Consider the following 21,737-nt stretch of genomic DNA (forward strand, 5'->3'; position numbering starts at 1 on the left):
GCCGCCTCCCGCGCGTGGGTGTCCACCCCGCGGCGGGCGCGTCAGATACGGCCGCCGGTGAGCCGGGTGAGGGGCCCCTGGACCTGGCGTCCGGAGCGGCGTCCGACCGCGTAGGAGGCGGCGGTCAGGGCCGTCAGGCCCGCACCCACACCGGCGGCGACCAGCTTGCGGTGCGCGATGACGGTCATGGCCGTCCTGGCGGTGGCCGCCACCTGGCCGGACGCCTGGACGACGGCCTGGCGGCCCGCCTCGACGCCCTTCGCCGCGCTCTGCACGGCCGCGCTCGTGGTGTCGGCGGCACGCTTGGTCGCCTCGGCCGCGTGTCCGGCACCGGACTTGACGGACGAGGCGGCGCTCTCGCTCTTGGCCGCGGCCGTCTTCGCGGACTCGGAGGCCGGTGCCGTGGCCTTGGCGGCCGTCCGGCGGGCCTTGGCGGCGGTCGTCCCGGTGGACGCGGAGTTCTCGTTCGGGTCCTTGTTCGATCCAGTCATGAAGACCGCGTTGCCGCTCCGCGCCCCGGCAAACACGCTCTCGACGACCGTGTCGGCCGAGGACCCGGCGGCACTCCCGCCGTCCGCCCATTCCCCCGGATGGCATAAGATCGCCTTATGAGGTCATAGACCCGACCCGAGTACCTGGTAAGGGTTGCCTTAGTTTAGGGTTGGCGTCGAGTCGCTTTTCTCCGCTCGAAGGGAACCTGAACATGCCCCGCCCTCTGCGGGTGGCCATCGTCGGAGCCGGACCCGCCGGGATCTACGCCGCCGACGCGCTGCTGAAGTCCGACGTGGCCACCGAGCCCGGCGTGTCCATCGACCTCTACGAGCGGATGCCCGCCCCGTTCGGACTGATCCGTTACGGCGTGGCCCCCGACCACCCCCGCATCAAGGGCATCATCACCGCCCTGCACCAGGTCCTCGACAAGCCGCAGATACGCCTCTTCGGCAACGTCGACTACCCGGGGGACATCAACCTGGACGATCTGCGCGCGTTCTACGACGCCGTGATCTTCTCCACGGGCGCGACGGCCGACCGCGCGCTCGACATCCCCGGCATCGGCCTCGACGGCTCGTACGGCGCGGCCGACTTCGTCTCCTGGTACGACGGCCACCCGGACGTGCCGCGCACCTGGCCGCTGGAGGCCGAGAAGGTCGCCGTCCTCGGTGTCGGCAACGTCGCGCTCGACGTGGCCCGCATCCTCGCCAAGACGGCCGACGAGCTGCTGCCGACCGAGATCCCGGCCAACGTGTACGAGGGCCTGAAGGCCAACAAGGCGCTGGAGGTCCACGTCTTCGGCCGCCGCGGCCCGGCGCAGGCGAAGTTCTCCCCGATGGAGCTGCGGGAGCTCGACCACTCCCCCAACATCGAGGTCATCGTCGACCCCGAGGACATCGACTACGACGAGGGTTCCATCGCGACCCGGCGCGGCAACAAGCAGGCCGACATGGTCGCCAAGACCCTGGAGAACTGGGCGATCCGCGACACCGGCGACCGCCCGCACAAGCTGTTCCTGCACTTCTTCGAGTCGCCCACCGAGATCCTCGGCGAGGACGGCAAGGTCGTCGGCCTGCGCACCGAGCGCACGGCCCTCGACGGTACCGGCAACGTCAAGGGCACCGGCGAGTTCAAGGACTGGGACGTCACCGGCGTGTACCGCGCGGTCGGCTACCTCTCGGACAAGCTGCCCAAGCTCCCCTGGGACGTCGAGTCGGGCACCGTCCCGGACGCGGGCGGCCGGGTCATCGAGGAGACCGGCGCGCACCTGCAGTCGACGTACGTCACCGGCTGGATCCGGCGCGGTCCGGTGGGCCTCATCGGGCACACCAAGGGCGACGCCAACGAGACCGTCGCCAACCTCCTGGACGACTTCGCCAACGGCCGGCTGCACGAGCCGTCCGCGCCCGCCCCGGAGGCCGTGGACGCGTTCCTCGCCGAGCGCAACGTGCGTTTCACGACGTGGCAGGGCTGGTACGAGCTCGACGCCGCCGAGAAGGCGCTCGGTGAGCCGCAGGGCCGTGAGCGCGTGAAGATCGTCGAGCGTGAGGACATGCTGCGCGCCAGCGGCGCGTAGGCGCTCCGCTCGGGGCAGGGCTGGGGGACTGCGGGCGGTTGTTCGGCTGTGGGTTGTCCGTGGCCGGTCGCGCAGTTCCCCGCGCCCCTTTCAGGGGCCCGCGGCCCCAGGGGCATAAGCTCGTCCAATGGCCAAGTACTACGACGTGCACCCCGACAACCCCCAGCCGCGTGCCATCGGGCAGGTGGCCGACAGCATTCGTCAGGGTGGGCTCATCGCGTATCCGACGGACTCCTGCTTCGCGCTGGGGTGCCAGCTGGGCAGCCGTGACGGCATCGAGCGGATCAGGACGATCCGGCAGCTCGACGACCGCCACCACTTCACCCTGGTGTGCGAGAACTTCGCGCAGCTGGGCCAGTTCGTCCATGTCGACAACGACGTGTTCCGCGCCGTGAAGGCGTCGACGCCCGGCAGCTACACCTTCATCCTCCCCGCCACGAGGGAGGTGCCCCGCAAGCTGCTCCACCCCAAGAAGAAGACCGTCGGCGTGCGCATCCCCGACCACCGCGTGGTCCAGGCCCTGCTCGCCGAGCTGGGTGAGCCGCTCGTCTCCAGCACCCTGCTGCTGCCCGACGAGGAGGAGCCGCTGACCCAGGGCTGGGAGATCAAGGAACGCCTGGACTACCTGGTCGACGCGGTGGTGGACTCCGGGGACTGCGGCACCGAGCCGACGACCGTCATCGACTTCTCCAGCGGCGAGGCGGAGATCATCCGCAAGGGCGCGGGCGACACCTCACGGTTCGAGTGACCCCGGCGGCGGCCCGGCTCAGGTCTGCCGCAGCGGCTCGTACGCCTCGGCGCTCAGCCCGAACGTCCAGGCCACCCCTTCCCGGGCCGTGGTCGTGGCGGGCGGCACCCGCAGCCAGTAGGTGCGGCTCGTGCCGTCCGGCTCCGGCGTGGAGTTGACGACCTCGACCATCACCACGTCCTCGTCGCCCGGCAGGGCTATGCGCCACAGCACGCCCGTCTCGTCGCGGTGCACCGGCTGCGCGCCGGACTCCTCCAGATAGCGGTCGTAGCCGTAGAACTCCAGCATCACGCGGCGCAGTTCCGCGTTCTCCTCCGCCCGGATCTCCGCCGGGGTCAGGGAGCCCAGCCGGTCGAGGAAGGCACCGGGGACGGGCAGCCCGCGCCAGGCGTGCAGGGCGAATCCGTCGGCGTAGGCGAGCGCGGGCCCGTCGCCGCGGTCCAGCCGGCCCGCCTCGTCGCGGTGCAGTTCCACGGGCCGCTCGGTGACGACCGCGACGTTCTCGTACGGCCACCACCAGCCGGCCGTACGGGCGACCTCGGCCAGTGCGTCGAGGCCCGGGGCGGTGTCGAACGCGGACAGCCAGGCCGCGTCGTGCTGGCCGAGGACGGCGTCCAGGAGGAGCAGACGGATGCCGGTCTCCGCCGTGCGGTCCGCGGGGGCCAGGGCCTCGACGACGCCGGTGCGGACGCGGTCGATCAGCGGACGGGTCGTCTCCCACAGGCCGGCGCCCGTCGCGGTCCAGTGGGCGCTCCAGCCGGTGGGGCCCAGCCGGGTGTGCAGCCGGGCCCGTTCGGCGGCGACGGCCCTGTTGCGCACCGCGTCGCGGACGCTCGCCCCGGTCGCGGGCAGCGCCTCGCCGTCCTCCCCCGGCGCTCCCGACAGCAGGCGCACCGCCTCCAGGGGCGAGCGGGCCCACACGATCAGTCCGGGCTCCCGCAGCCCGGCCCGCCGGTAGGCCAGGCGCACGCCCGCCTCCGCCCGGGCCCGGTCGCCCGCCCCCGTGGCCGCCGCCACCGCCCGCCAACTCGTCCGTTCCGTCACGCCGTTCCTCCTGGATCCCGTATGTCCGTCCCTGCGGGCCCGCCGCACACCGCGGCCGCCCTCCCCGCCCCGCCGGTTCAGTCGGCGACGATCCGCACCGACCCCGGTACGTACTCCCGCTGCCGTACGACCCGGTACCAGCCCTTGGGCAGGGAGATGGCCGCGTGCTCCTCGTGGACGACGCGGGCTCCCTCCGGCACGTGCAGCAGCATCGGCCCGAACGGGCCCGCCTCGCGGACGAGCCGGCCGGGGCCGACCACGGCGTGGGCGTGCCCGGTGACCTCGCCGAGGGCGAGGACGAGCCGGCCGCGCCCGTCCCGCGGCTCCGAGGCGGCGTCGAGCGCGTCGCCGGGCACGGCGGTCTGCTCCAACGGCGCGATGAGGACGTCTCCTTGCCGGTACATGGGTCTCCCTCCCGTCGGGCACGCGCTGTGCCACGACAGGACCGTAGGGCCCGCCACTGACAATCGGTCCGCGCACGCCCGTTCGCCGAAGGGGGCGGACGGCTGTTCGTCCCCAGGACAGGGGTCCGCCGCACACGGTGTCAGTCGGACTTGGTAGAACTCCCCTACCCGGCGGCGCCCTGCGCCGCGGGGGCGAGGCGGACGGTCCGGGCACAGGCCCGGCTCCGTCCATGGACAGAAGACGAAGGGGCGGGGCGCACATGACCATCGGGAGCCATCTGGAGGAGTTCCACGGCCTGCCGGTCCACCGCTTCCCCGAGTCGGTGAAGGGCCCCGAGGGAGCCGGGCACCTGCCCTCCCCCGAGTCGGTGGCCTGGAGCATCGCCGTGGACGCCTACGACAGCGAGGAGGGGTGGGAGGAGGCGTTCGCCCGGTTCCTGGCCTCCGTCGCCACCGAGAAGGTGCGGGCGCTGGTCGTGGGCGCCTGGAACGAGGCCTACGACAGCGGCCCCGAGACGATCGTCGAGGCCCTGATCGCGGCGAAGGACCGGCTGCCCGCGCTGCGCGCCCTGTTCCTCGGCGACATCGTGGGCGAGGAGTGCGAGATCTCCTGGATCAACCAGGGCGATGTCGGCCCGCTGCTGGACGCCTTCCCGGAGTTGGAGGAGTTCGGTGTGCGCGGCGGCCAGGAGCTCCGGTTCCCGGCGCTGCGGCACGAACGGCTGCGTTCGCTGACGGTGGAGACCGGCGGCATGCCCGTGGAAGCCGTCCGGGGCGTCGCGGGCAGTGACCTGCCGGCCCTGGTCGAGCTGGACCTGTGGCTGGGGACGTCCGAGTACGGCGGCGACGCCGAGGTCGCCGACCTCGCGCCGATCCTCGCCGGCACCCGGCTGCCGGCCCTCAAGCACCTGGCCCTGCGCAACAGCGAGATGCAGGACGAGATCTGCGTCGCCCTGGCCTCGGCCCCCGTGGTGGCCCGCCTCGACGTCCTGGACGTGTCCATGGGCGTCCTCACCGACGACGGCGCGACCGCGCTCCTCACGGGCCAGCCGCTGACGCACCTGCGCACGCTGGACCTGCACCACAACTACCTGAGCCCGGGAATGCGCGACCGCCTCCGGGACTCCCTGGAGGCCGAGGGGGTCCAGGTCGACGTCGACGCCGACGACGCCGAGTCGGACGAGGAGGAGGACGGCACGGTCTGGCGGTTCGTCGCGGTGAGCGAGTGAACACGTAGACGGTCACGGTCGAAAAAAGGGGGGCGGCATGTCCGGTGGGAGCGGTGCGGCGGGGGCGGGTCCCGGCCCGTACCGGTGGGTGGTCGTCGGGAACGGGGAGAACCGGCGGGTCGGGCTGTTCCGCGCGGCGGCCGAGGCGGCCGGCGTCGGTACGCCGCGGGTCGTCGAGTGGCGGGACGTGCTGCGCGACGGCGGCCACACGTTCGCCGAGGACGAGATCGTACGGCTGGACTCGCCGGGCGAGAACGCCGAGGTGGACCGGCTGCTGCGGGGCGTCGACGATCCCACGCGGGTGGAGGGGTCGGGCACCTGGTACGGCCGGTTCATGGCCGCGGTGGGGTCGTTGCGGGGCGGGCTGCGGCTGGACGATCCGGCGGACCTGCCGGTGCTGTTCGACAAGCGGCTGTGCCACGCCCGGCTCGACACGGCGGGCGTCCCGGTGCCCCCGTCGCCCACCTCGGGCGGCGCGTGGCCGGTGCGCGGCTGGGACGACGTGCGGGCGGCGATGCGGGAGCACGGCATGCCCCGTGTCTTCGTGAAGCTCGCCCACGGGTCCTCCGCGTCCGGGGTGCTGGCCGTGGAGTCGTCGACGAGCGGGCGGATCAGGGCCACCACCTCCGTGGAGGTCGCCGCCGGCGGCGGGCCGCGCGCCCCGCTCCGGCTGCACAACTCGCTGCGGGTGCGCCGCTACTCGGACGAGCGGGACATCGCCGGCATCGTCGACGTGCTCGCGGCCGACGGCCTGCACATCGAGCGCTGGCTGCCGAAGGCGTCCGCGCACGGCCGGTCGGCCGATCTGCGGGTGCTGGTCGTGGCGGGCCGGGCCACGCACGCCGTGGTGCGCACCAGCCGCTTCCCGATGACCAACCTCCATCTGGGCGGGGCGCGGGGCGATCTCACCTCCGTCGTGGAGGCGGCGGGCGACCGCTGGCGGCAGGCCCTCGACATCTGCGAGCGGGCCGCCGCCTGTTTCCCCGGCACGCTGAGCGTCGGCGTGGACCTGCTCCCGGCGATCGGCTGGCGCCGGTTCGCCGTGGGCGAGGTCAACGCATTCGGTGATCTGCTGCCCCGGCTGACCGGGCTGCCCGGCGGCCCGGCGGAGGGCCTGGACACCTACGCGGCGCAGCTCGCCGCCGTGCGCGACGCCCCGCCACCGGGCCCCTCGTCCACGGCCCCCTGGCACCACCCCCACGCGAGGAACGACCATGCACCCTGCTGACCCGGCCGGCGCCCCCGACATGAACGAGGTCGTGGGCCGCGACGACCTGCTGCTGCTCACCCTGGACACGCTGCGGTACGACGTGGCGGTGGAGCTGGCCGCGGCGGGCCGGCTGCCGAACCTGGCCGGCAGGCTGCCGGGCGGCGCCTGGGAGAAGCGCCACGCGCCCGGCAGCTTCACCTACGCCTCGCACCAGGCGATGTTCGCGGGTTTCCTGCCCACCCCGGCGGCGCCCGGCCCGCATCCTCGGCTGTTCGCGAGCCGGTTCGCGGGCAGCGAGACCACCGCGGGCGACACGTTCGTCTTCGACAGCCCCGACCTGGTGTCGGCGCTCGCCGCGCGCGGCTACCGCACCGTGTGCGTCGGCGGTGTCGGCTTCTTCAACAAACAGGGGGCCCTCGGCAGCGTCCTGCCGGGCCTGTTCCAGGAGAGCCACTGGGAGCCGGAGTTCTCCGTGGCGTCCCCGACCTCCTTCGAGTCCCAGGTGGCCCGCGCCGAACGGATCGTGGCCGAACTGCCCGCCGGACAGCGGCTGTTCCTGTTCCTCAACGTCTCGGCGCTGCACCAGCCGAACTGGTTCCATCTGCCGGGCGCCACCCGGGAGGCGGGCGACAGCCTGGCCACGCACGCGGCGGCCCTGGAGTACGTCGACCGGCACATCGGGCGGCTCTTCGCCGCGATGAGTGCGCGGCGCCGCTGCTTCGCCGTCGTCTGCTCCGACCACGGGACCACCTACGGCGAGGACGGCTACACCGGACACCGGCTCGGCCACGAGGCCGTGTGGACCGTCCCCTACAGCCACTTCTTCCTGGAGCCGTCCGCATGACCGTCACCGTGACCGACACAGACACCGGCACCGACGCCCCGGCATCGGTACGGCCCTATCAGCACTACGTGTACGCCTACCCGCACAAGACGGCGTACCGGAAGCTGCCCGGCGCCCCGCGGCTGGCGGGGCTGTGGGCCGGGGAGTCCCGGCAGGCGCTGTCGCTGTACGCGCACATCCCGTTCTGCGAGGTGCGGTGCGGCTTCTGCAACCTGTTCACCCGCATCGGCGCTCCGGACGGGCTGACCGGCCGCTATCTCGACGCCCTCGAACGGCAGGCGATCGCGGTGCGGGAGGCCCTCGGCGACGAGGAGCCGGTGCGGTTCGCCAACGCCGCCTTCGGCGGGGGCACACCGACCTATCTGGAGGCCGCCGAGCTGGAGCGGCTGTGCGACATCGCCGAGCGGCACCTGGGCGCGGACCTGCGGGCGATCCCGCTGTCGGTGGAGGCGTCCCCCGCCACGGCGACCGCCGACCGGCTGGCGGTCCTGGCCGAGCGGGGCACCACCCGGCTGAGTCTCGGTGTGCAGAGCTTCGTGGCCGAGGAGGCCCGTGCGGCCGTACGCCCGCAGCGGCGCTCCGACGTCGAGGCCGCTCTCGGCCGGATCCGCGACGCCGGCCTGCCCGTTCTCAACATCGACCTGATCTACGGCATCGACGGGCAGACGGCGGCCAGTTGGCGGCTGTCCCTGGACGCGGCCCTCGCCTGGCGGCCGGAGGAGATCTATCTCTATCCGCTGTACGTCCGGCCGTTGACGGGGCTCGGGCGCCACGCGGACCCGGCGGTCGCGGACCGCGAGTGGGACGAGACCCGGCTGCGGCGCTACCGCGAGGGCCGGGACCATCTGCTCGCGCAGGGCTACGAGCAGGTCTCCATGCGGATGTTCCGCCGCGCGGACGCGCCGGCGCAGGGCCCGGACGACCACGCCTGCCAGACCGACGGCATGATCGGCCTGGGCTGCGGCGCCCGGTCGTACACGTCGAGGCTGCACTACTCCTTCGACTACGCGGTCGGCATGAGCCGGATCCGCACGATCATCGACGACTACACGGCCACCGAGGACTTCGGCCAGGCCGTGCACGGCCGGGAGGTGGACGAGGACGAGGCGCGGCGGCGTCATCTGCTGCAGTCGCTGCTCCAGGCCCGGGGGATGCCGGTGGCGGAGTACCGGAGCCGGTTCGGCTCGGACCCGTACGCGGACTTCCCAGCGGAGCTGGAGCTGCTGGCCGGGCGCGGCTGGCTGGCGGAGGCGGGCGAGGGGCTGCTGCGCCTGTCGGGCGAGGGGCTGGCGCACTCGGACGCGATCGGGCCCGGCTTCTTCTCCCCCGCCGTGCGGGCCGCGATGGCCGGGTACGAGCCGAGGTGACGGAGCCCATGGACCTGACGATTCTGTACCGGGGCCCCCTCGCCTCCTGCGACTACGACTGCCCCTACTGCCCGTTCGCCAAGCGCCGCGACTCCCCGGACCGGCTGCGGGCCGACCGCGCGGACCTGGACCGCTTCACCGGCTGGGCCCGGGAGCAGACCGGGGACCGGCTCTCGGTCCTCTTCACGCCGTGGGGCGAGGGGCTGACGCGCTCCTGGTACCGGGAGGCGCTGGTCGGCCTCTCCCACGAGCCGCACATCGACCGGGTGGCGATCCAGACGAACCTCAGCTGCCGCACGGAGTGGCTGGACCGGGCCGACCGGGACACGGTGGCGCTGTGGTGCACCTACCACCCCGGGCAGACCCCGTACGAGCGGTTCCTCGACAAGACGCGGCGGCTGGCCGGGATGGGGATCCGGTTCAGCGTGGGCGTCGTCGGGCTGCCCGAGCATCTGGAGCACGCCCGGCGGCTGCGCGGGGAGCTGCCGGAGGAGGTGTACCTGTGGGTGAACGCCGCCGAGGGGCACACCTACACCGACGAGGAGGCGGCGGTGTGGACCGGGCTCGACCCCCTCTTCCCGTTCAGCCGTCACCCGCACCGCTCGGCCGGCCGCGCCTGCCGTACGGGCTCGACGGTCGTGTCCGTGGACGGCGAGGGGACGGTGCGGCGCTGCCACTTCGTCAAGGCGGAGCTGGGCAACCTCTACGACGGTTCCTTCCGCGCGGCGCTCGCGCCCCGCCCGTGCCCGCTGGCCGTCTGCGACTGCCACATCGGGTACGTCCACCTGGAGACACTGCCCCTGTACGACGTCTTCGCGGGCGGTGTCCTGGAACGCGTACCGACGCCGCGGGCGCGACGGGGCATCGGCGGGCGAGCGGGCGCGTGACCCGGCGGCCGCCGGGGCCGGTCCTGGGCCGGTCCGGGGCCGTCACACCCGCCAGCTGTACCGGCGCTCCGGCCGCCCGGCCACTCCGTAGCGCAGGGAGACGTCCGCGCTGCCGGTACCGTGGAAGTACTCCAGGTAGCGGCGGGCGCTGACGCGGGAGATGCCGGTGAGGGTGGCGCACTCGGTGGCGGAGAGGCTGCCGTCGGCGCCGCGCAGGGCGCCTTCGATGAGTTCGGCGGTCTCGACGCTCATGCCCTTGGGCAGGGCGCCGGCCGCCGGGGCGGGCGCGGCCGCTCCGGCGAGGACACGGTCGACGTCGGCCTGGCCTCGCACGACGGTGGTGAGCAGGCGGCCGCGCTGGGCCGCGTACCGCTGGAGCCGGGAGCGCAGTTCCTCGAACTCGAAGGGCTTGAGGAGGTAGTCGACGACGCCGTGGCGGACCGCGCCGCGCACGCTGTCGGCCTCCCGGGCGGCGCTGATGACCATGACGTCGCAGTCGTGGCCGGCGGTGCGCAGCCGGGGTATGACGTCGAGGCCGAAGCCGTCGGGCAGGTAGAGGTCGAGCAGGACCAGGTCGGGGCGGAGTTCGTCGACGGCCTGCACGGCCTGTTCTCCGGTGCTGGCGACGCCGACGACGCGGAAGGGCTCGACGCGTTCGACGAAGGCGCGGTGGACCCGGGCCACCATGAAGTCGTCGTCGACGACGAGCACGTCGATCGTGCCGGGCGGGCTGCTCGTGCCGTTCGTGCCGCTCGTGCCGCTCATGGTGACGCTCCTTCCGCCACCGCGTCGGCGAGGTGGCTGACGGTCATGCGGGCGGTGAACATGGCCCCGTCGGGGGTGTTGGTCACCGAGATCTCACCGCCGTGGCGTTCGCAGACCAGGCGGGTGAGGGCCAGGCCTATGCCGCGTTCGCCTTCGCGCGCGGCCTTGGTGGTGAAGCCGTGGGCGAAGACCTCACGGGCGAGTTCGGGGGCCACGCCGGGGCCCGAGTCCCGGACGACGATCTCCACACTGGAGGCGTCCTGGCGCAGTTCCACCTCGACCCATGCCTCGTGGCCGTCGGGCAGGGTCGTGGTGGCGGCCGCGTCCACCGCGTTGTCGACGAGGTTGCCGACGACGGTCGCCACGTCGGCGGCGTCCTCGGGGGCGAGCCGGTCGAGCGCCGTGCTCTCCGAAATGCGCAGGGTGACCCGGCGTTCGGCGGCGAGGGAGGTCTTCGCCGTGAGCAGGGCGGCGACGGCGGTGTCGCGGACGCGGCGGCTGAGGGTCACGTCGAGGGAGTGGCGGTGGCGGCTCAGCGCGCGGATGTAGTGGACGACCTCGTCCTGTTCGCCGATCTGGATGAGTCCGGAGATGGTGTGCAGCTGGTTGGCGAACTCATGGGCCTGGGCGCGCAGCAGTTCGGCGGAGCTGCGGAAGGAGCCGATCTCCCGTTCGAGCCGGGCCAGCTCGGTGCGGTCCCGGAGTGTGGTGACGGAGCCGAGGTGACGCCCGTCCTTGGTGACGGTCATCCGGTTCATCACCAGCACCCGGCCCCGACGGACGACCACCTCGTCCCGCCGGTCGGCCGGCGCGTCCTGGGCCGTGGCGGGGTCGCCGGGGCGGCCGGTGCTCTCGTCGGGCTCCTCGGCGCCGCCTTCATCGGAGCCGGCGGCTCCGGCGCGGACACCGACGGCTGCGGGGCGGGCACCGACGGCTGTGGGGCGGGCACCGGTCTCTCCCGCACGGGCGACCTCGGCTGCATCACGGCCCGCCGTGCCCTCGCCCGTCCCCGTCCCGTCGTCGCGGGCGCCGCCGCCCGCCTCCTGTGCTCCCACCAGGACGTCCCGTAGCCGCCCCTCCACTCCGAGGTCGGCCAGGCTCTTGCCAACGCAGTCCCCGGGCAGGTCGAGCAGGCGCCGGCCCATCTCGTTGGCGAGGGTGAGCCGGTGCTGGGGGTCGAGGGCGATCACGCCCTCGGCGATGCCGTAGAGCATGGCCTCGCGGTGTTCGGCGAGGCCGGCGATCTCCTGGGGCTCCAGGCCGAGGGTCTGCCGTTTGACGCGGCGGGCCAGCAGCCAGGAACCGGCGAGGCCGAGACCGCTGGCGATGCCGAGGTAGGCGAGGAGGTAGGAGGAGGCTCCGCCGAGGCGCTGCCACACGGTCGGGGCGGCCTCGCCGATCATCACCGTGCCCAGCAGCCGGCCCAGGTCGTCGTCGACCGTGGCGCCGAGGACGGGGACCTGGGCGACCAGTTCACGGTTGCCGTCGAAGGTCAGCGGGCCGGACCAGCCACGGCCCGCCACCGCCGTCCCGTCGGCGGGCATCGTCTCGCCGATCACGGTGGGGTCGGTGGAGCTGACGATCCGGCCGTCGGCGTCGGCGACGGTCACGGACGTGACCCCCGACTGCGTCTGGACGGAGTTCACCAGGGGCGCCAGCACCTCGTGCGCGACGGGCTGGGCGAGCCGGTCGCGGACCAGGGGGTTCGCGGCGAGCTGCTCGGCGAGGGCGGTGACCCGGCGTCCCTCGACCCGGTTGAAGGTGGCCGCCGACTGTGTGAGCGAGACCGCCGCGACCGCCAGCAGCACCACCACGACGATGGCGAGCTGGAGCACCAGCATCTCGCCTGCGAGGGTATGGCGACGGAACACCACGACGGACTCTTCTCTCGTGCCGACACTTGTCAGGCGGCTCGGGCGCCGGCCTGTGCGGTGGGTCGCACAATCATGGCGCCCGGTCCCGATCCGGGAAAGAGAGGTGTGCGGGACGTGCTCATACGGTGACAGGGGCCGTGACCACTACGACCACAACCTCCGTTGTGTGCACAACGGAGCCGGTTCCGTTTCCCCTGGGCACGATGTGGTCCAGATCACTCGCCCCCTCGACCCCGACCGACAGGTGGTGGCATTCGTGCGGCTGCGCACCCCCCTCGCCCTGCTCGGGGCGGCCGCTCTCGTGCTCGTGGGGCCGCCGCTGCTGACGGTCGGCAGCGGCGGCGATTCCGGCACCCGGATCCCGGGCCTGCGCTTCATGGTGCCGAACACGCCCGGCGGCGGCTACGACATCACGGCCCGGACGGCCGCGAAGAACGCCGAGGACGCCGGGCTCACCCACAGCATCGAGGTGTTCAACCTGCCCGGGGCCGGCGGCACGGTCGGGCTGAGCCGGCTGGTCGGCGAGCGCGGCAACGGCAGTCTCGCGATGTCGATGGGCCTCGGTGTCGTCGGCGCCGTCCGCTCCAACGACGCGCCGAAGACCCTCGCCGACACCACACCGATCGCCCGCCTCACCGAGGAGCAGGACGTCGTGGTGGTCGCGAAGGACTCGCCGTACAAGACGGTCGACGAGTTGATCGCGGCGTGGAAGGAGGACCCGGGCGAGCTGCCGGTGGGCGGCGGGTCGGCGCCGGGCGGGCCGGACCATCTGGCGCCGATGCTGATGGCGCGGGCCGCGGGGATCGCGCCGAAGGACGTCAACTACGTCGCCTTCGACGGCGGCGGTGAACTGCTCGCCTCGATCCTCGGCGACAAGGTCGCCTTCGGGGTGTCGGGCGTCGGCGAGTACCTGGACCAGATCAGGGCGGGCGAGCTGCGGGTGCTCGCGGTGACGGGCCCGAAGCGGGTGGCCGGGCTGGACGCGCCCACCCTCCGGGAGGCGGGCTACGACGTGAGCTTCACCAACTGGCGCGGCATCGTCGCCCCGCCCGGCCTCAGCGACGCCCAGCGCGGCAGGCTCACCCGGCTCGTCGAGGAGCTGCACGACTCGCCGCAGTGGCGCCAGTCGTTGAAGCGGCACGGCTGGGACGACGCGTTCCTGGCCGGCGACGCGTTCGGCGAATTCCTGGAGGCCCAGGACAAGCGCGTGGTGTCGGTGCTGAAGGAGCTGGGGCTGTGACGGCGGACGCGGACACCACCGGCACTCCCCCTGGTCGGTACGTCCTGTTCGACCACCTGCTCGGGGTGCCCCTGCCGGGCGGCCCGCTGATGGGAGTGCTCCGACGTGGACGCCTTCGGCTCCCTCCTCGACGGCTCCGGCACGGCCCTGACCCCGGTGAACAACCCGTGAGCGCGGTCATCGCCGTGCGGCCGGCCCGGCCGCTGCTGAAACGGCTGCTCCCGGGCGCCCGGCACCGCACGCCCGCCGGCCCGGGGTGATTCCCGGGGCGGGGTTCAGCCCGCCGCCCCCCGCTCCGCCTCCTCGTGCAGGAACGCGCTGATCTGCCCGGCGATGCCTTCCCGGCCCGTACCGGCCGACGAATCGAGGAGGTCCTCGTCGATCCCGATGCCGCCGGACCACAGGTACCGCTCGGTCCACTCCTCGTCGACGCGCAGCTGGACCTGGATGTCGAACTGGCTGAGGTGGCCCTCGGGGGCCGCCGCGTAGAGGACGGAGGTGGCGCGGCGCAGCGGGTACAGGTCGAAGCCCTCGATGAACCGGGAGTTGCGCCAGTCGAGGAAGGCGCTCTCGCCGTCGGGCCCGGTGCGGATGTCGAGCTGGCCGTCCTCCAGGTGCAGCCCGACGTGCTCGGCGCCGCGGTTCTCCACCGTCACCCGGAACCGGAAGTACGCGAGGCCCTCGGCGGCGTCGTCGCGGCCCCGAGGGGGTTCGGCGCACTCGACCTGGTGGACACGCACGCGCAGGCCGGCCAGGTCACCGTCGTACTCCTGCCAGTCCCCGATCACATTGGGCTCGCGCACCGTCCACCTCTCCACATCGGCGGGACCTCTCCCGCGTTCGCGCGCACCACAGTGCCACACCCGTCGGACGTCCGGGTTCGGGGCATTACCGCCGGTCAGAGGTGATCAAGCCGTGTGCAGCGACGATTGCCGGGAGGGCCTCGCGCGGGCGGCCGCACACGTGCCGCACATCACGTCCACGGCCCACCGTACGGATGGGCGGCGGCCCGACTTGCCGATTCCCCGCGCGCGAGGCGGGGGCCGTACGCTACGTTCGATCACCGCCGGTTGGCGCACCGCTCGGCGAGGTCGCGTGCAGGGAAGGTTCTGAGCGTCGCATGGGCAACTTCGGTCTTGCTCCACCGACGGGACCGGTCATGACCGGAGGGCTGGCCGATCCGCTGTTCGAGACGGCACACCGTGATCCCGCGCTGCCGCAGATCGCGCGCCGCGACCCCGCCTTCCCGGACACCTGGACCCGGGTGAGCGCGGCCGAGACACGGGACGAAGTCTCCGATCTGGCCAAGGGGTTGATCGCCTCCGGGATCCGTCCGGGCAACCGGGTCGCGGTGATGGCCCGCACCCGGTACGAGTGGACGCTGCTCGCCGTCGCGTTGTGGGCCGTGGGCGCCGAGATCGTGCCGGTCTGTCCCACCTCGTCGCGCGACCAGATCGAATGGATCCTGCGGGACGCGGGCTGCGTGGGCGTGGTCGTCGAGGACGAACTGGGCGTGATGACCGTCGGTTCGGTGTGCGCCAAGCTGCCGCTGCTGCGCCACGTCTGGCAGTTGGACGCCGCTTCGCTGCCGCAGCTCGTGGAGGCCGGCCGGGAGGTGCCGGACGCGACGGTGGACTCGCTGCGCCGCATCGTGATGCCGGACTCCACGGCGGTGATCGCGTACACCTCCGGCACGACCGGCCGCCCGCGGGGCTGCGCGCTCTCCCACCGCAGCCTGGCCAGCCCCTGCGACGTGCTGCTCGCCGGGTGGCGGCAGACGACCGCCGCGCCGGGCGAACAGCCCGCGATCCTGGCGTTCCTGCCGTTCTCGCACGTCTACGGCCTGATGATCCAGGGGATGTGCCTGCGCGGCGGGCTGCTCCTCGCGCACGAACCGGACCCGACCGAGGAGGCCCTGTCCGCCTCGCTGCGCTCCTTCCGGCCGACCTTCCTCTTCGGCGTGCCCTATCTCTTCGAGAAGATCTACAAGAACTTCCTGCGCAAGGCCCAACAGGCCGGCAGGGGCCCGTTGTTCGAGCGCGCGGTGCGCACCGCCCAGGACTACGCCCTCGCCGCCGAACGGCAGCGGCTGGGCACCGGCGCCGGCCCGGCCATGGACCTGAAGCTGCAACACGCGTTCTACGAGAAGGCGGTGTACCGCAAGCTGCGCGGGGCCCTCGGCGGCCGGGTGCGCGGCGGCTGCTCCGGCGGCTCCCCGCTCAACCGCGACCTGGCGCTCTTCTACGCCGGCATCGGCATCCTCGTCCACGACGGGTACGGCCTCACCGAGACCGCCGGCGGCATCACCGCCCAGCCGGTGGGCCGGGAGAAGTTCGGCACCGTGGGCCGTCCGCTGCCGGGGACGGAGATCCGGGTGGCCCGGGACGGGGAGATCCTCGTCAACGGCCCCTCGGTGTTCCAGGGTTACGTCAACGACGAGGCGGGCACGCGGGCCGCGCTGCAGGACGGCTGGCTGGCCACCGGGGACATCGGACGGCTGGACAACGAGGGGTATCTGTCGATCACCGGCCGCAAGAAGGAGATCATCATCACCAGCGGGGGCAAGGGCGTGGCCCCGGCGCCGCTGGAGGAGCAGCTGCGGATGCATCCGCTGATCCACCAGGCGGTGGTCGTGGGCGACGACCGGCCGTGCGTGGGCGCCCTGCTGACGCTGGATCCGGAGTTCCTCGCGCACTGGCGGGGGTCCCTGTCCGCGCCGGGTGAGCTGCTGGGCCGGGAGGCACGGGAGGAGAACGCGCTGCGGCAGGAGGTGCTGCGGGCGATCGCGGCGGCCAACAGCACGGTGTCACGCGCGGAGTCGATCCGTGTCTACCGCATCCTGCCCGAGCCCTTCGACCTCGCCAACGGCCTGCTCACCCCGTCGATGAAGCTGCGCCGGGACGCGATCGTACGGCGGTACGAGGCGGAGATCGAGGCGATGTACGCGACCTCGGCGCGGGCGCTGCGGCGCGGCGTGCCGGAAGAGCCCGGGGACTGGGACGACTCGGACTCCGACGACGTCTTCCGCCGCGCCCGGCACTGACCGCACCGGCGTACCGCGGCACCGCCGTACCGACCAGACGGTCGTACGGAGCCGGCCAGAACGAACAGAATCCAACCAGGGGGACGATCCATGGCACGTATGGGCCCGAGAAAGCTGCTGACCACGGTCACGGCGCTGGGCGGCGGAGCCTTTCTGCTCGGAGCGGCACTGCTCCGGCTGGAGACGCAACTGAACGGGGTGGCGGGGCAGTTCGAGGTCACCCGGTGCCAGGTGTCCGAGTCGGACGGCGACGACGACTGGTCGTGCGAGGGGTCCTTCCGGGCCCACGACGGCTCCTTCCGCGTCCCGCGGGTCGAGGTCGACACCACGTTCGCGAGCAGGCCCAGCGGGCCCGTGCCCGCCTACGTCGACGACGCGTCGTCGGCCACGGCCGTCGTGCGGGACAACGGCGTCTGGCTGTACCCGGGCGCCACCGGACTGGTGTGCCTGGCCGTGGGCGGCTGGAACGTCCGGTCCGCGCTCGGACGGCCCCGGCAGGAGCCGAGCCGGGAGCCGACCGCCCCCGCACCCTCCTGACCACGGACCGGGCTGCTGTTGACGAAACGGTCCTCCGGATGCGGAGATGCTCCGGGTGGCAGCGGGAAACCGCTTCCCCGCGAGCACTCCGCACCACCGTCAGACGAAGGCTGAGGACCAGGACCCATGGCACTGCAGATCAGCGCCACCAACCCGGAACACCCCGCGCTGCTGCTGGAACTGCCGTGGCACGTGCCGCTGGAGGAGTGGCCCGAGCACCATCTCGTGCCGCTCCCCCGCGGTATCTCCCGGCACGTGGTGCGTTACGCCCGGGCCGGCGACGAGGTCGTCGCCGTCAAGGAGCTCGCCGAGCGGCCCGCCCTGCGCGAGTACGAGCTGCTGCGCGACCTGGACCGGCTCGGCATCCCGGCCGTGGACGCCCTCGGGGTGGTCACCGGCCGGCTGGACGACGCGGGTGATCCGCTGGAGTCGGTGCTGATCACCCGGCATCTGGGCGGCTCGATGCCGTACCGCTCGATGTTCGAGACGACCATGCGGCCGGCCACCATGCACCGGCTGATGGACGCCCTCGCCGTGCTGCTGGTGCGGCTGCACCTCACCGGGTTCGCGTGGGGCGACTGCTCGCTGTCCAACACGCTGTTCCGGCGGGACGCGGGCGCCTACGCCGCGTACCTGGTGGACGCCGAGACGGGCGACCTGCACAGCCGGCTCAGCTCCGGGCAGCGGGAGTACGACCTCGATCTCGCCCGGGTGAACATCAGCGGCGAGCTGCTGGACCTGGAGGCGTCCGGCGCGCTGCACCCCTCGGTGGACCCGATCGAGTTCGGCAACGAGATCTGCTCCCGCTACCACGGGCTGTGGGAGGAGCTGACGCGCCGGTCGGTGTACCCGGCCGGGAAGTACCACTACATCGAGCGCCGGATCCGCCGTCTCAACGAACTCGGTTTCGACGTCGCCGAGATGCAGATCGAGCACGCCGACAACGGTGACACGGTGACCTTCGTGCCCAAGGTCGTCGACGCCGGCCACCACCAGCGGCAGCTGCTGCGGCTCACCGGTCTGGACACCGAGGAGAACCAGGCCCGGCGGCTCCTGAACGACCTGGAGAGCTGGATGGCCACCCAGGACGACTACGCCCCGGGCGACCCCCTGGGCGCCCGCCCCGAGGTGCTGGCCCACCGCTGGGTGCGGGAGGTGTTCCGGCCGACCGTACGCGCCGTCCCGCTCGAACTGCGCGGCTCGATGGACGCGGCGGAGATCTACCACCAGCTCCTCGAACACCGCTGGTACCTGTCCGAGCGGGCCCAGCACGACATCGGCCTGGACACGGCCGTGAAGGACTACATCGACAACGTCCTGCCGAGGACGCTGGCGCTGCTGCCGCCCCCGGCGGAGGACGCCGCCCCCGCGTGAGCGGCCGGGCGGCCGGGACCGCCGGCCGCCCTCACCCGTGCGGGACCACGGCCACCGGGCAGCCCGCGTGGTGCAGGACCCCGTGGGTGACCGAACCGATCCGGGCGCCGACGGCCGTTCGGCGGGCGCGGCGCCCGACCACCATCAGCTGCGCCCGGTGCGCCACGGACAGCAGCACCTGCCCGGCGCTGCCGATCTCGACGTGCTCGGTGACGGGGACCCCGGGGAACCTCTCCCGCCACGGCTCCAGCGCGGTGGCCAGCGCCTTCTTCTCGTACGGCTCCAGGCCGCCGGCCTCGTCGAGGAGCTTCAGCGAGCCGGGGCTGTAGGCGTACAGCGGCGGCAGTGCCCACGCCCGGACCGCGCGCAGGGACGCCCCGCGGGCCGCCGCCGTCTCGAACGCGAACCGCAGCACGTCGGCGCTGTCCTCCGCCGTGCCCTGCTGGCCCACGACGATCTCGCGTCCGGCGGCCTCGCCCGCCGGGCTGTCCTCGGCGCGCACGAGCACGACGGGACACGGGGACTCCACGATCACCTGCTGTCCGACGGAGCCCAGCAGGAAGCCGAGCACCGCGCCGTGCCCGCGCGAGCCGAGCACCAGCGCCTCGGCGGAGCCGGCGACGCCGGCCAGGATCTCGACCGGCGGGCCCTGGAGCAGTTCCGTCGTCACCGCCAGTCCGGAGTGCCGCTCGCGGACGTCTCGCGCCGCCTCGGCGAGGGCCTCCTCGGCCCACCGGGCCTGTCCCTCCCGGTCCACGGCGACCGCCTCGTGCGGCTCCCACTGCCACGCGTGCACCACCCGCAGCGCCAGGTCCCGGCGTACGGCCTCCCGGCCGGCCCACGCCAGCGCGGCCAGGCTCTCGGGCGTACCGTCCACTGCGGCGGTGATCGGGCGCGTCGTCATCGCCCACCTCTCTGTAGTCACATGGCTGACGGGCCCAGTCTTCCGTACGCTCGCCGTATGACCCTGGAGTGGGAGCAGTTGGTGGTGGACGCGGCCGATCCGGCGGCCCTCGGGCGCTGGTGGGCGCGGGCCCTCGGCTGGGTCGTCGTGGACGACTCCCCCGACGAGTACGAGATCCGCCCGGCCCCGGACCGCCTCCCCGGACTGCTGTTCGGACGCGATCCGGGGGCGAAGACCGTCAAGAACCGGCTGCACCTCGACTTCCGCCCCGACGACCAGGCCGCGGAGGTCGACCGCCTCCTCGCCCTCGGGGCCCGGCACGCGGACGTCGGGCAGCGCGGCGACGAGCCCTGGGTGGTGCTCGCGGACCCGGAGGGCAACGAGTTCTGCGTCCTGGCCCCGCGCAGGAGCTGATCCCCGGCGTGCGCCCCCGGTCCCGCGCGGGGAAACCGAGCGAACCCGGACGGTCGAACATACGATGGGCGCAGTGGCTCGGGGTGGAGGCGTATGACTCAGGCGGTCGGTCCGGCGCGGAACGTGATCCTCACGGTGGATGACGATCCCGGGGTGTCGCGTGCGGTGGCACGGGACCTGCGGCGCAGGTACGGCGAGTCGTACCGGATCGTGCGGGCGGAGTCCGGGCAGTCGGCGCTGGAGGCCCTGCGGGAGCTGAAGCTGCGCGGGGACCAGGTGGCGGTGATCCTGGCCGACTACCGGATGCCGGAGATGAACGGCATCGAGTTCCTGGAACAGGCCCTGGACGTCCATCCGGGCGCGCGGCGCGTCCTGCTGACCGCGTACGCCGACACCGGCGCGGCGATCGACGCGATCAACGTCATCGACCTCGACCACTATCTGCTGAAGCCCTGGGACCCGCCGGAGGAGAAGCTCTACCCGGTCCTGGACGACCTGCTGCAGGCCTGGCGGGCCGCCGACCGCAGCTGTGCGGGCACCACCAAGGTGGTCGGGCACCGGTGGTCGGCGCGGTCGTCCGGCGTACGCGAGTTCCTGGCCCGCAACCAGGTGCCCTACCGCTGGTTCTCGTCGGACGAGCCGGAGGGTCGTCGGCTGCTCGCGGCGGCCGGCGCGGACGGGCAGCGGCTGCCGCTGGTCGTCACCCCGGACGGCACCCCGCTGCTGGCGCCGGAGGACCCCGAGCTGGCCGAACGGGTGGGCCTGGCCACGACACCGGCCGAGGACTTCTACGACCTGGTCGTCATCGGCGGCGGACCGGCCGGGCTGGGCTCGGCCGTGTACGGGGCCTCGGAGGGGCTGCGGACGCTGCTCGTGGAGAGGTCGGCCACGGGCGGGCAGGCCGGGCAGAGTTCACGCATCGAGAACTACCTGGGCTTCCCCGACGGCGTCTCCGGCGGACAGCTCACCGGCCGGGCCCGGCGCCAGGCCGCCAAGTTCGGGGCGGAGATCCTCACGGCCCGCGAGGTGAGCGGTCTGGAGGTGAACGGGGCGGCCCGCACGGTCCGGTTCTCCGACGGCTCGGCCGTCGCCGCGCACAGCGTGATCCTGGCGACCGGCGTGTCGTACCGCCAGCTCGCCGCACCGGGCTGCGCGGACCTCACCGGCTGCGGGGTGTTCTACGGCTCCGCGCTCACCGAGGCGGCCGGCTGCCAGGGCCACGACGTGTACATCGTCGGCGGCGCCAACTCGGCCGGTCAGGCCGCGATGTACCTGTCGCGGGGCGCCAAGTCGGTCACGCTGCTCGTCCGCGGGGAGTCGCTCACCGCGTCGATGTCGCACTACCTGATCCAGCAGCTCGGCGAGGCGCCGAACATCTTCGTACGCCCCGGCACGGTCGTCGAGGCCGCGCACGGCACGAACCAGCTGGAGCAGCTGACCCTCAAGGACCTGGTGAGCGGGCGCGAGGAACTGGTCGACGCCCAGTGGCTGTTCGTGTTCATCGGCGCCGAGCCGCACACCGACTGGCTGGAGGGAACCGTTCTCCGCGACGAGCGCGGGTTCATCGTGGCCGGGCCCGACATGACCGCCGACGGGGGTCCGCCGCCGGGCTGGGAGCTGGACCGGCCCCCGTACCACCTGGAGACCAATGTGCCCGGCGTGTTCGTCGCCGGGGACGCGCGGTCCCAGTCCGCGAAACGGGTCGCGTCCGCCGTGGGAGAGGGAGCGATGGCCGTGATGCTGGTGCACAGGTATCTGGAGCAGTCATGACGTCCCGAGGGGCGT

21 protein-coding genes are annotated in these 21,737 nt (G+C 73.2%); 14 read left to right on the forward strand and 7 right to left on the reverse strand.

The features are described from left to right. Positions 1-41: 41 nt before the first annotated feature. The gene (locus SCAB_RS03660) at positions 42-491 is read right to left on the reverse strand and encodes a hypothetical protein (RefSeq protein ID WP_060905819.1); all 450 of its coding nucleotides are present in this window, start codon (positions 489-491) and stop codon (positions 42-44) included. Positions 492-703: 212 nt separating this feature from the next. Between SCAB_RS03660 and SCAB_RS03665 the strand changes: the two genes are divergently transcribed. Beyond that, on the forward strand, positions 704-2,068 hold the full coding sequence (locus SCAB_RS03665) for an FAD-dependent oxidoreductase (protein WP_037726674.1): 1,365 nt from the start codon (positions 704-706) through the stop codon (positions 2,066-2,068). A 127-nt stretch (positions 2,069-2,195) separates the two neighbouring features. Continuing rightward, positions 2,196-2,816 carry an L-threonylcarbamoyladenylate synthase gene (locus tag SCAB_RS03670; protein WP_012998703.1) on the forward strand — a complete coding sequence of 207 codons (621 nt, stop codon included), beginning with the start codon at positions 2,196-2,198 and terminating at the stop codon, positions 2,814-2,816. A gap of 18 nt (positions 2,817-2,834) precedes the next feature. Here SCAB_RS03670 and SCAB_RS03675 read toward each other — a convergent pair whose 3' ends face one another. Continuing rightward, a complete protein-coding gene (locus tag SCAB_RS03675) occupies positions 2,835-3,860 on the reverse strand; it encodes a DUF6745 domain-containing protein (RefSeq protein WP_012998704.1) in 1,026 nt (341 codons plus the stop codon). A gap of 77 nt (positions 3,861-3,937) precedes the next feature. Continuing rightward, positions 3,938-4,264, reverse strand: coding sequence for a hypothetical protein (locus SCAB_RS03680; RefSeq protein ID WP_012998705.1), 327 nt, complete (start codon positions 4,262-4,264; stop codon positions 3,938-3,940). A 260-nt stretch (positions 4,265-4,524) separates the two neighbouring features. On the opposite strand from SCAB_RS03680, the gene SCAB_RS03685 reads away from it, so the two are divergent. From SCAB_RS03685 to SCAB_RS03705, 5 genes are read left to right on the forward strand one after another with little or no spacing between them, the layout of a single operon-like run. After that, positions 4,525-5,493 carry an STM4015 family protein gene (locus SCAB_RS03685; RefSeq protein ID WP_012998706.1) on the forward strand — a complete coding sequence of 323 codons (969 nt, stop codon included), beginning with the start codon at positions 4,525-4,527 and terminating at the stop codon, positions 5,491-5,493. A 37-nt stretch (positions 5,494-5,530) separates the two neighbouring features. Then, the gene (locus SCAB_RS03690) at positions 5,531-6,721 is read left to right on the forward strand and encodes an STM4014 family protein (protein ID WP_012998707.1); all 1,191 of its coding nucleotides are present in this window, start codon (positions 5,531-5,533) and stop codon (positions 6,719-6,721) included. A gap of 19 nt (positions 6,722-6,740) precedes the next feature. Beyond that, positions 6,741-7,547 (forward strand): STM4013/SEN3800 family hydrolase, encoded by an 807-nt coding sequence (locus tag SCAB_RS03695; RefSeq protein ID WP_173402957.1) that lies wholly within the window; start codon positions 6,741-6,743, stop codon positions 7,545-7,547. Further along, complete coding sequence (locus tag SCAB_RS03700; RefSeq protein ID WP_012998709.1) at positions 7,544-8,914, forward strand: STM4012 family radical SAM protein; 1,371 nt, start codon at positions 7,544-7,546, stop codon at positions 8,912-8,914. The genes SCAB_RS03695 and SCAB_RS03700 overlap by 4 nt, the downstream gene beginning before the upstream one ends. Before the next feature lie 8 nt (positions 8,915-8,922). After that, positions 8,923-9,801, forward strand: a complete 879-nt coding sequence (locus SCAB_RS03705) for an STM4011 family radical SAM protein (RefSeq protein WP_012998710.1) — start codon at positions 8,923-8,925, stop codon at positions 9,799-9,801. Between the two features lie 42 nt (positions 9,802-9,843). On the opposite strand, the gene SCAB_RS03710 is transcribed toward SCAB_RS03705, so the two are convergent. Both SCAB_RS03710 and SCAB_RS03715 read right to left on the reverse strand, forming a co-directional pair. Then, complete coding sequence (locus tag SCAB_RS03710; protein ID WP_012998711.1) at positions 9,844-10,566, reverse strand: response regulator; 723 nt, start codon at positions 10,564-10,566, stop codon at positions 9,844-9,846. Beyond that, on the reverse strand, positions 10,563-12,407 hold the full coding sequence (locus SCAB_RS03715; protein ID WP_012998712.1) for a sensor histidine kinase: 1,845 nt from the start codon (positions 12,405-12,407) through the stop codon (positions 10,563-10,565). The genes SCAB_RS03710 and SCAB_RS03715 overlap by 4 nt, the downstream gene beginning before the upstream one ends. A 289-nt stretch (positions 12,408-12,696) precedes the next feature. On the opposite strand from SCAB_RS03715, the gene SCAB_RS03720 reads away from it, so the two are divergent. Both SCAB_RS03720 and SCAB_RS48240 read left to right on the forward strand, forming a co-directional pair. Then, positions 12,697-13,680: a Bug family tripartite tricarboxylate transporter substrate binding protein gene (locus SCAB_RS03720; protein WP_012998713.1), complete on the forward strand. Its 984-nt coding sequence runs from the start codon at positions 12,697-12,699 to the stop codon at positions 13,678-13,680. Then, entirely contained in the window at positions 13,677-13,940 is a 264-nt protein-coding gene (locus SCAB_RS48240; RefSeq protein ID WP_012998714.1) for a hypothetical protein, read from the forward strand. Before SCAB_RS03720 ends, SCAB_RS48240 begins: the two co-directional genes overlap by 4 nt. 15 nt (positions 13,941-13,955) lie before the next feature. On the opposite strand, the gene SCAB_RS03730 is transcribed toward SCAB_RS48240, so the two are convergent. After that, the gene (locus SCAB_RS03730) at positions 13,956-14,483 is read right to left on the reverse strand and encodes a hypothetical protein (protein ID WP_037726680.1); all 528 of its coding nucleotides are present in this window, start codon (positions 14,481-14,483) and stop codon (positions 13,956-13,958) included. A 317-nt stretch (positions 14,484-14,800) separates the two neighbouring features. Between SCAB_RS03730 and SCAB_RS03735 the strand changes: the two genes are divergently transcribed. The 3 genes from SCAB_RS03735 (at position 14,801) to SCAB_RS03745 (ending at position 18,634) form a co-directional block, all read left to right on the forward strand. Then, on the forward strand, positions 14,801-16,723 hold the full coding sequence (locus tag SCAB_RS03735) for an AMP-dependent synthetase/ligase (RefSeq protein ID WP_012998716.1): 1,923 nt from the start codon (positions 14,801-14,803) through the stop codon (positions 16,721-16,723). 90 nt (positions 16,724-16,813) lie between these two features. Then, on the forward strand, positions 16,814-17,260 hold the full coding sequence (locus SCAB_RS03740) for a DUF3592 domain-containing protein (RefSeq protein WP_231884891.1): 447 nt from the start codon (positions 16,814-16,816) through the stop codon (positions 17,258-17,260). Positions 17,261-17,386: 126 nt separating this feature from the next. Then, positions 17,387-18,634 (forward strand): DUF4032 domain-containing protein, encoded by a 1,248-nt coding sequence (locus SCAB_RS03745; RefSeq protein ID WP_012998718.1) that lies wholly within the window; start codon positions 17,387-17,389, stop codon positions 18,632-18,634. 31 nt (positions 18,635-18,665) lie between these two features. Here SCAB_RS03745 and SCAB_RS03750 read toward each other — a convergent pair whose 3' ends face one another. Beyond that, a complete protein-coding gene (locus SCAB_RS03750) occupies positions 18,666-19,538 on the reverse strand; it encodes a universal stress protein (RefSeq protein ID WP_037726681.1) in 873 nt (290 codons plus the stop codon). Positions 19,539-19,595: 57 nt separating this feature from the next. On the opposite strand from SCAB_RS03750, the gene SCAB_RS03755 reads away from it, so the two are divergent. Beyond that, positions 19,596-19,952 (forward strand): VOC family protein, encoded by a 357-nt coding sequence (locus SCAB_RS03755; RefSeq protein ID WP_037726683.1) that lies wholly within the window; start codon positions 19,596-19,598, stop codon positions 19,950-19,952. A gap of 93 nt (positions 19,953-20,045) precedes the next feature. Further along, positions 20,046-21,722, forward strand: a complete 1,677-nt coding sequence (locus SCAB_RS03760; RefSeq protein WP_037726684.1) for an FAD-dependent oxidoreductase — start codon at positions 20,046-20,048, stop codon at positions 21,720-21,722. Positions 21,723-21,737 lie beyond the last annotated feature (15 nt).

The organism is Streptomyces scabiei 87.22, from assembly GCF_000091305.1.
GTDB classification, from domain to species: domain Bacteria; phylum Actinomycetota; class Actinomycetes; order Streptomycetales; family Streptomycetaceae; genus Streptomyces; species Streptomyces scabiei.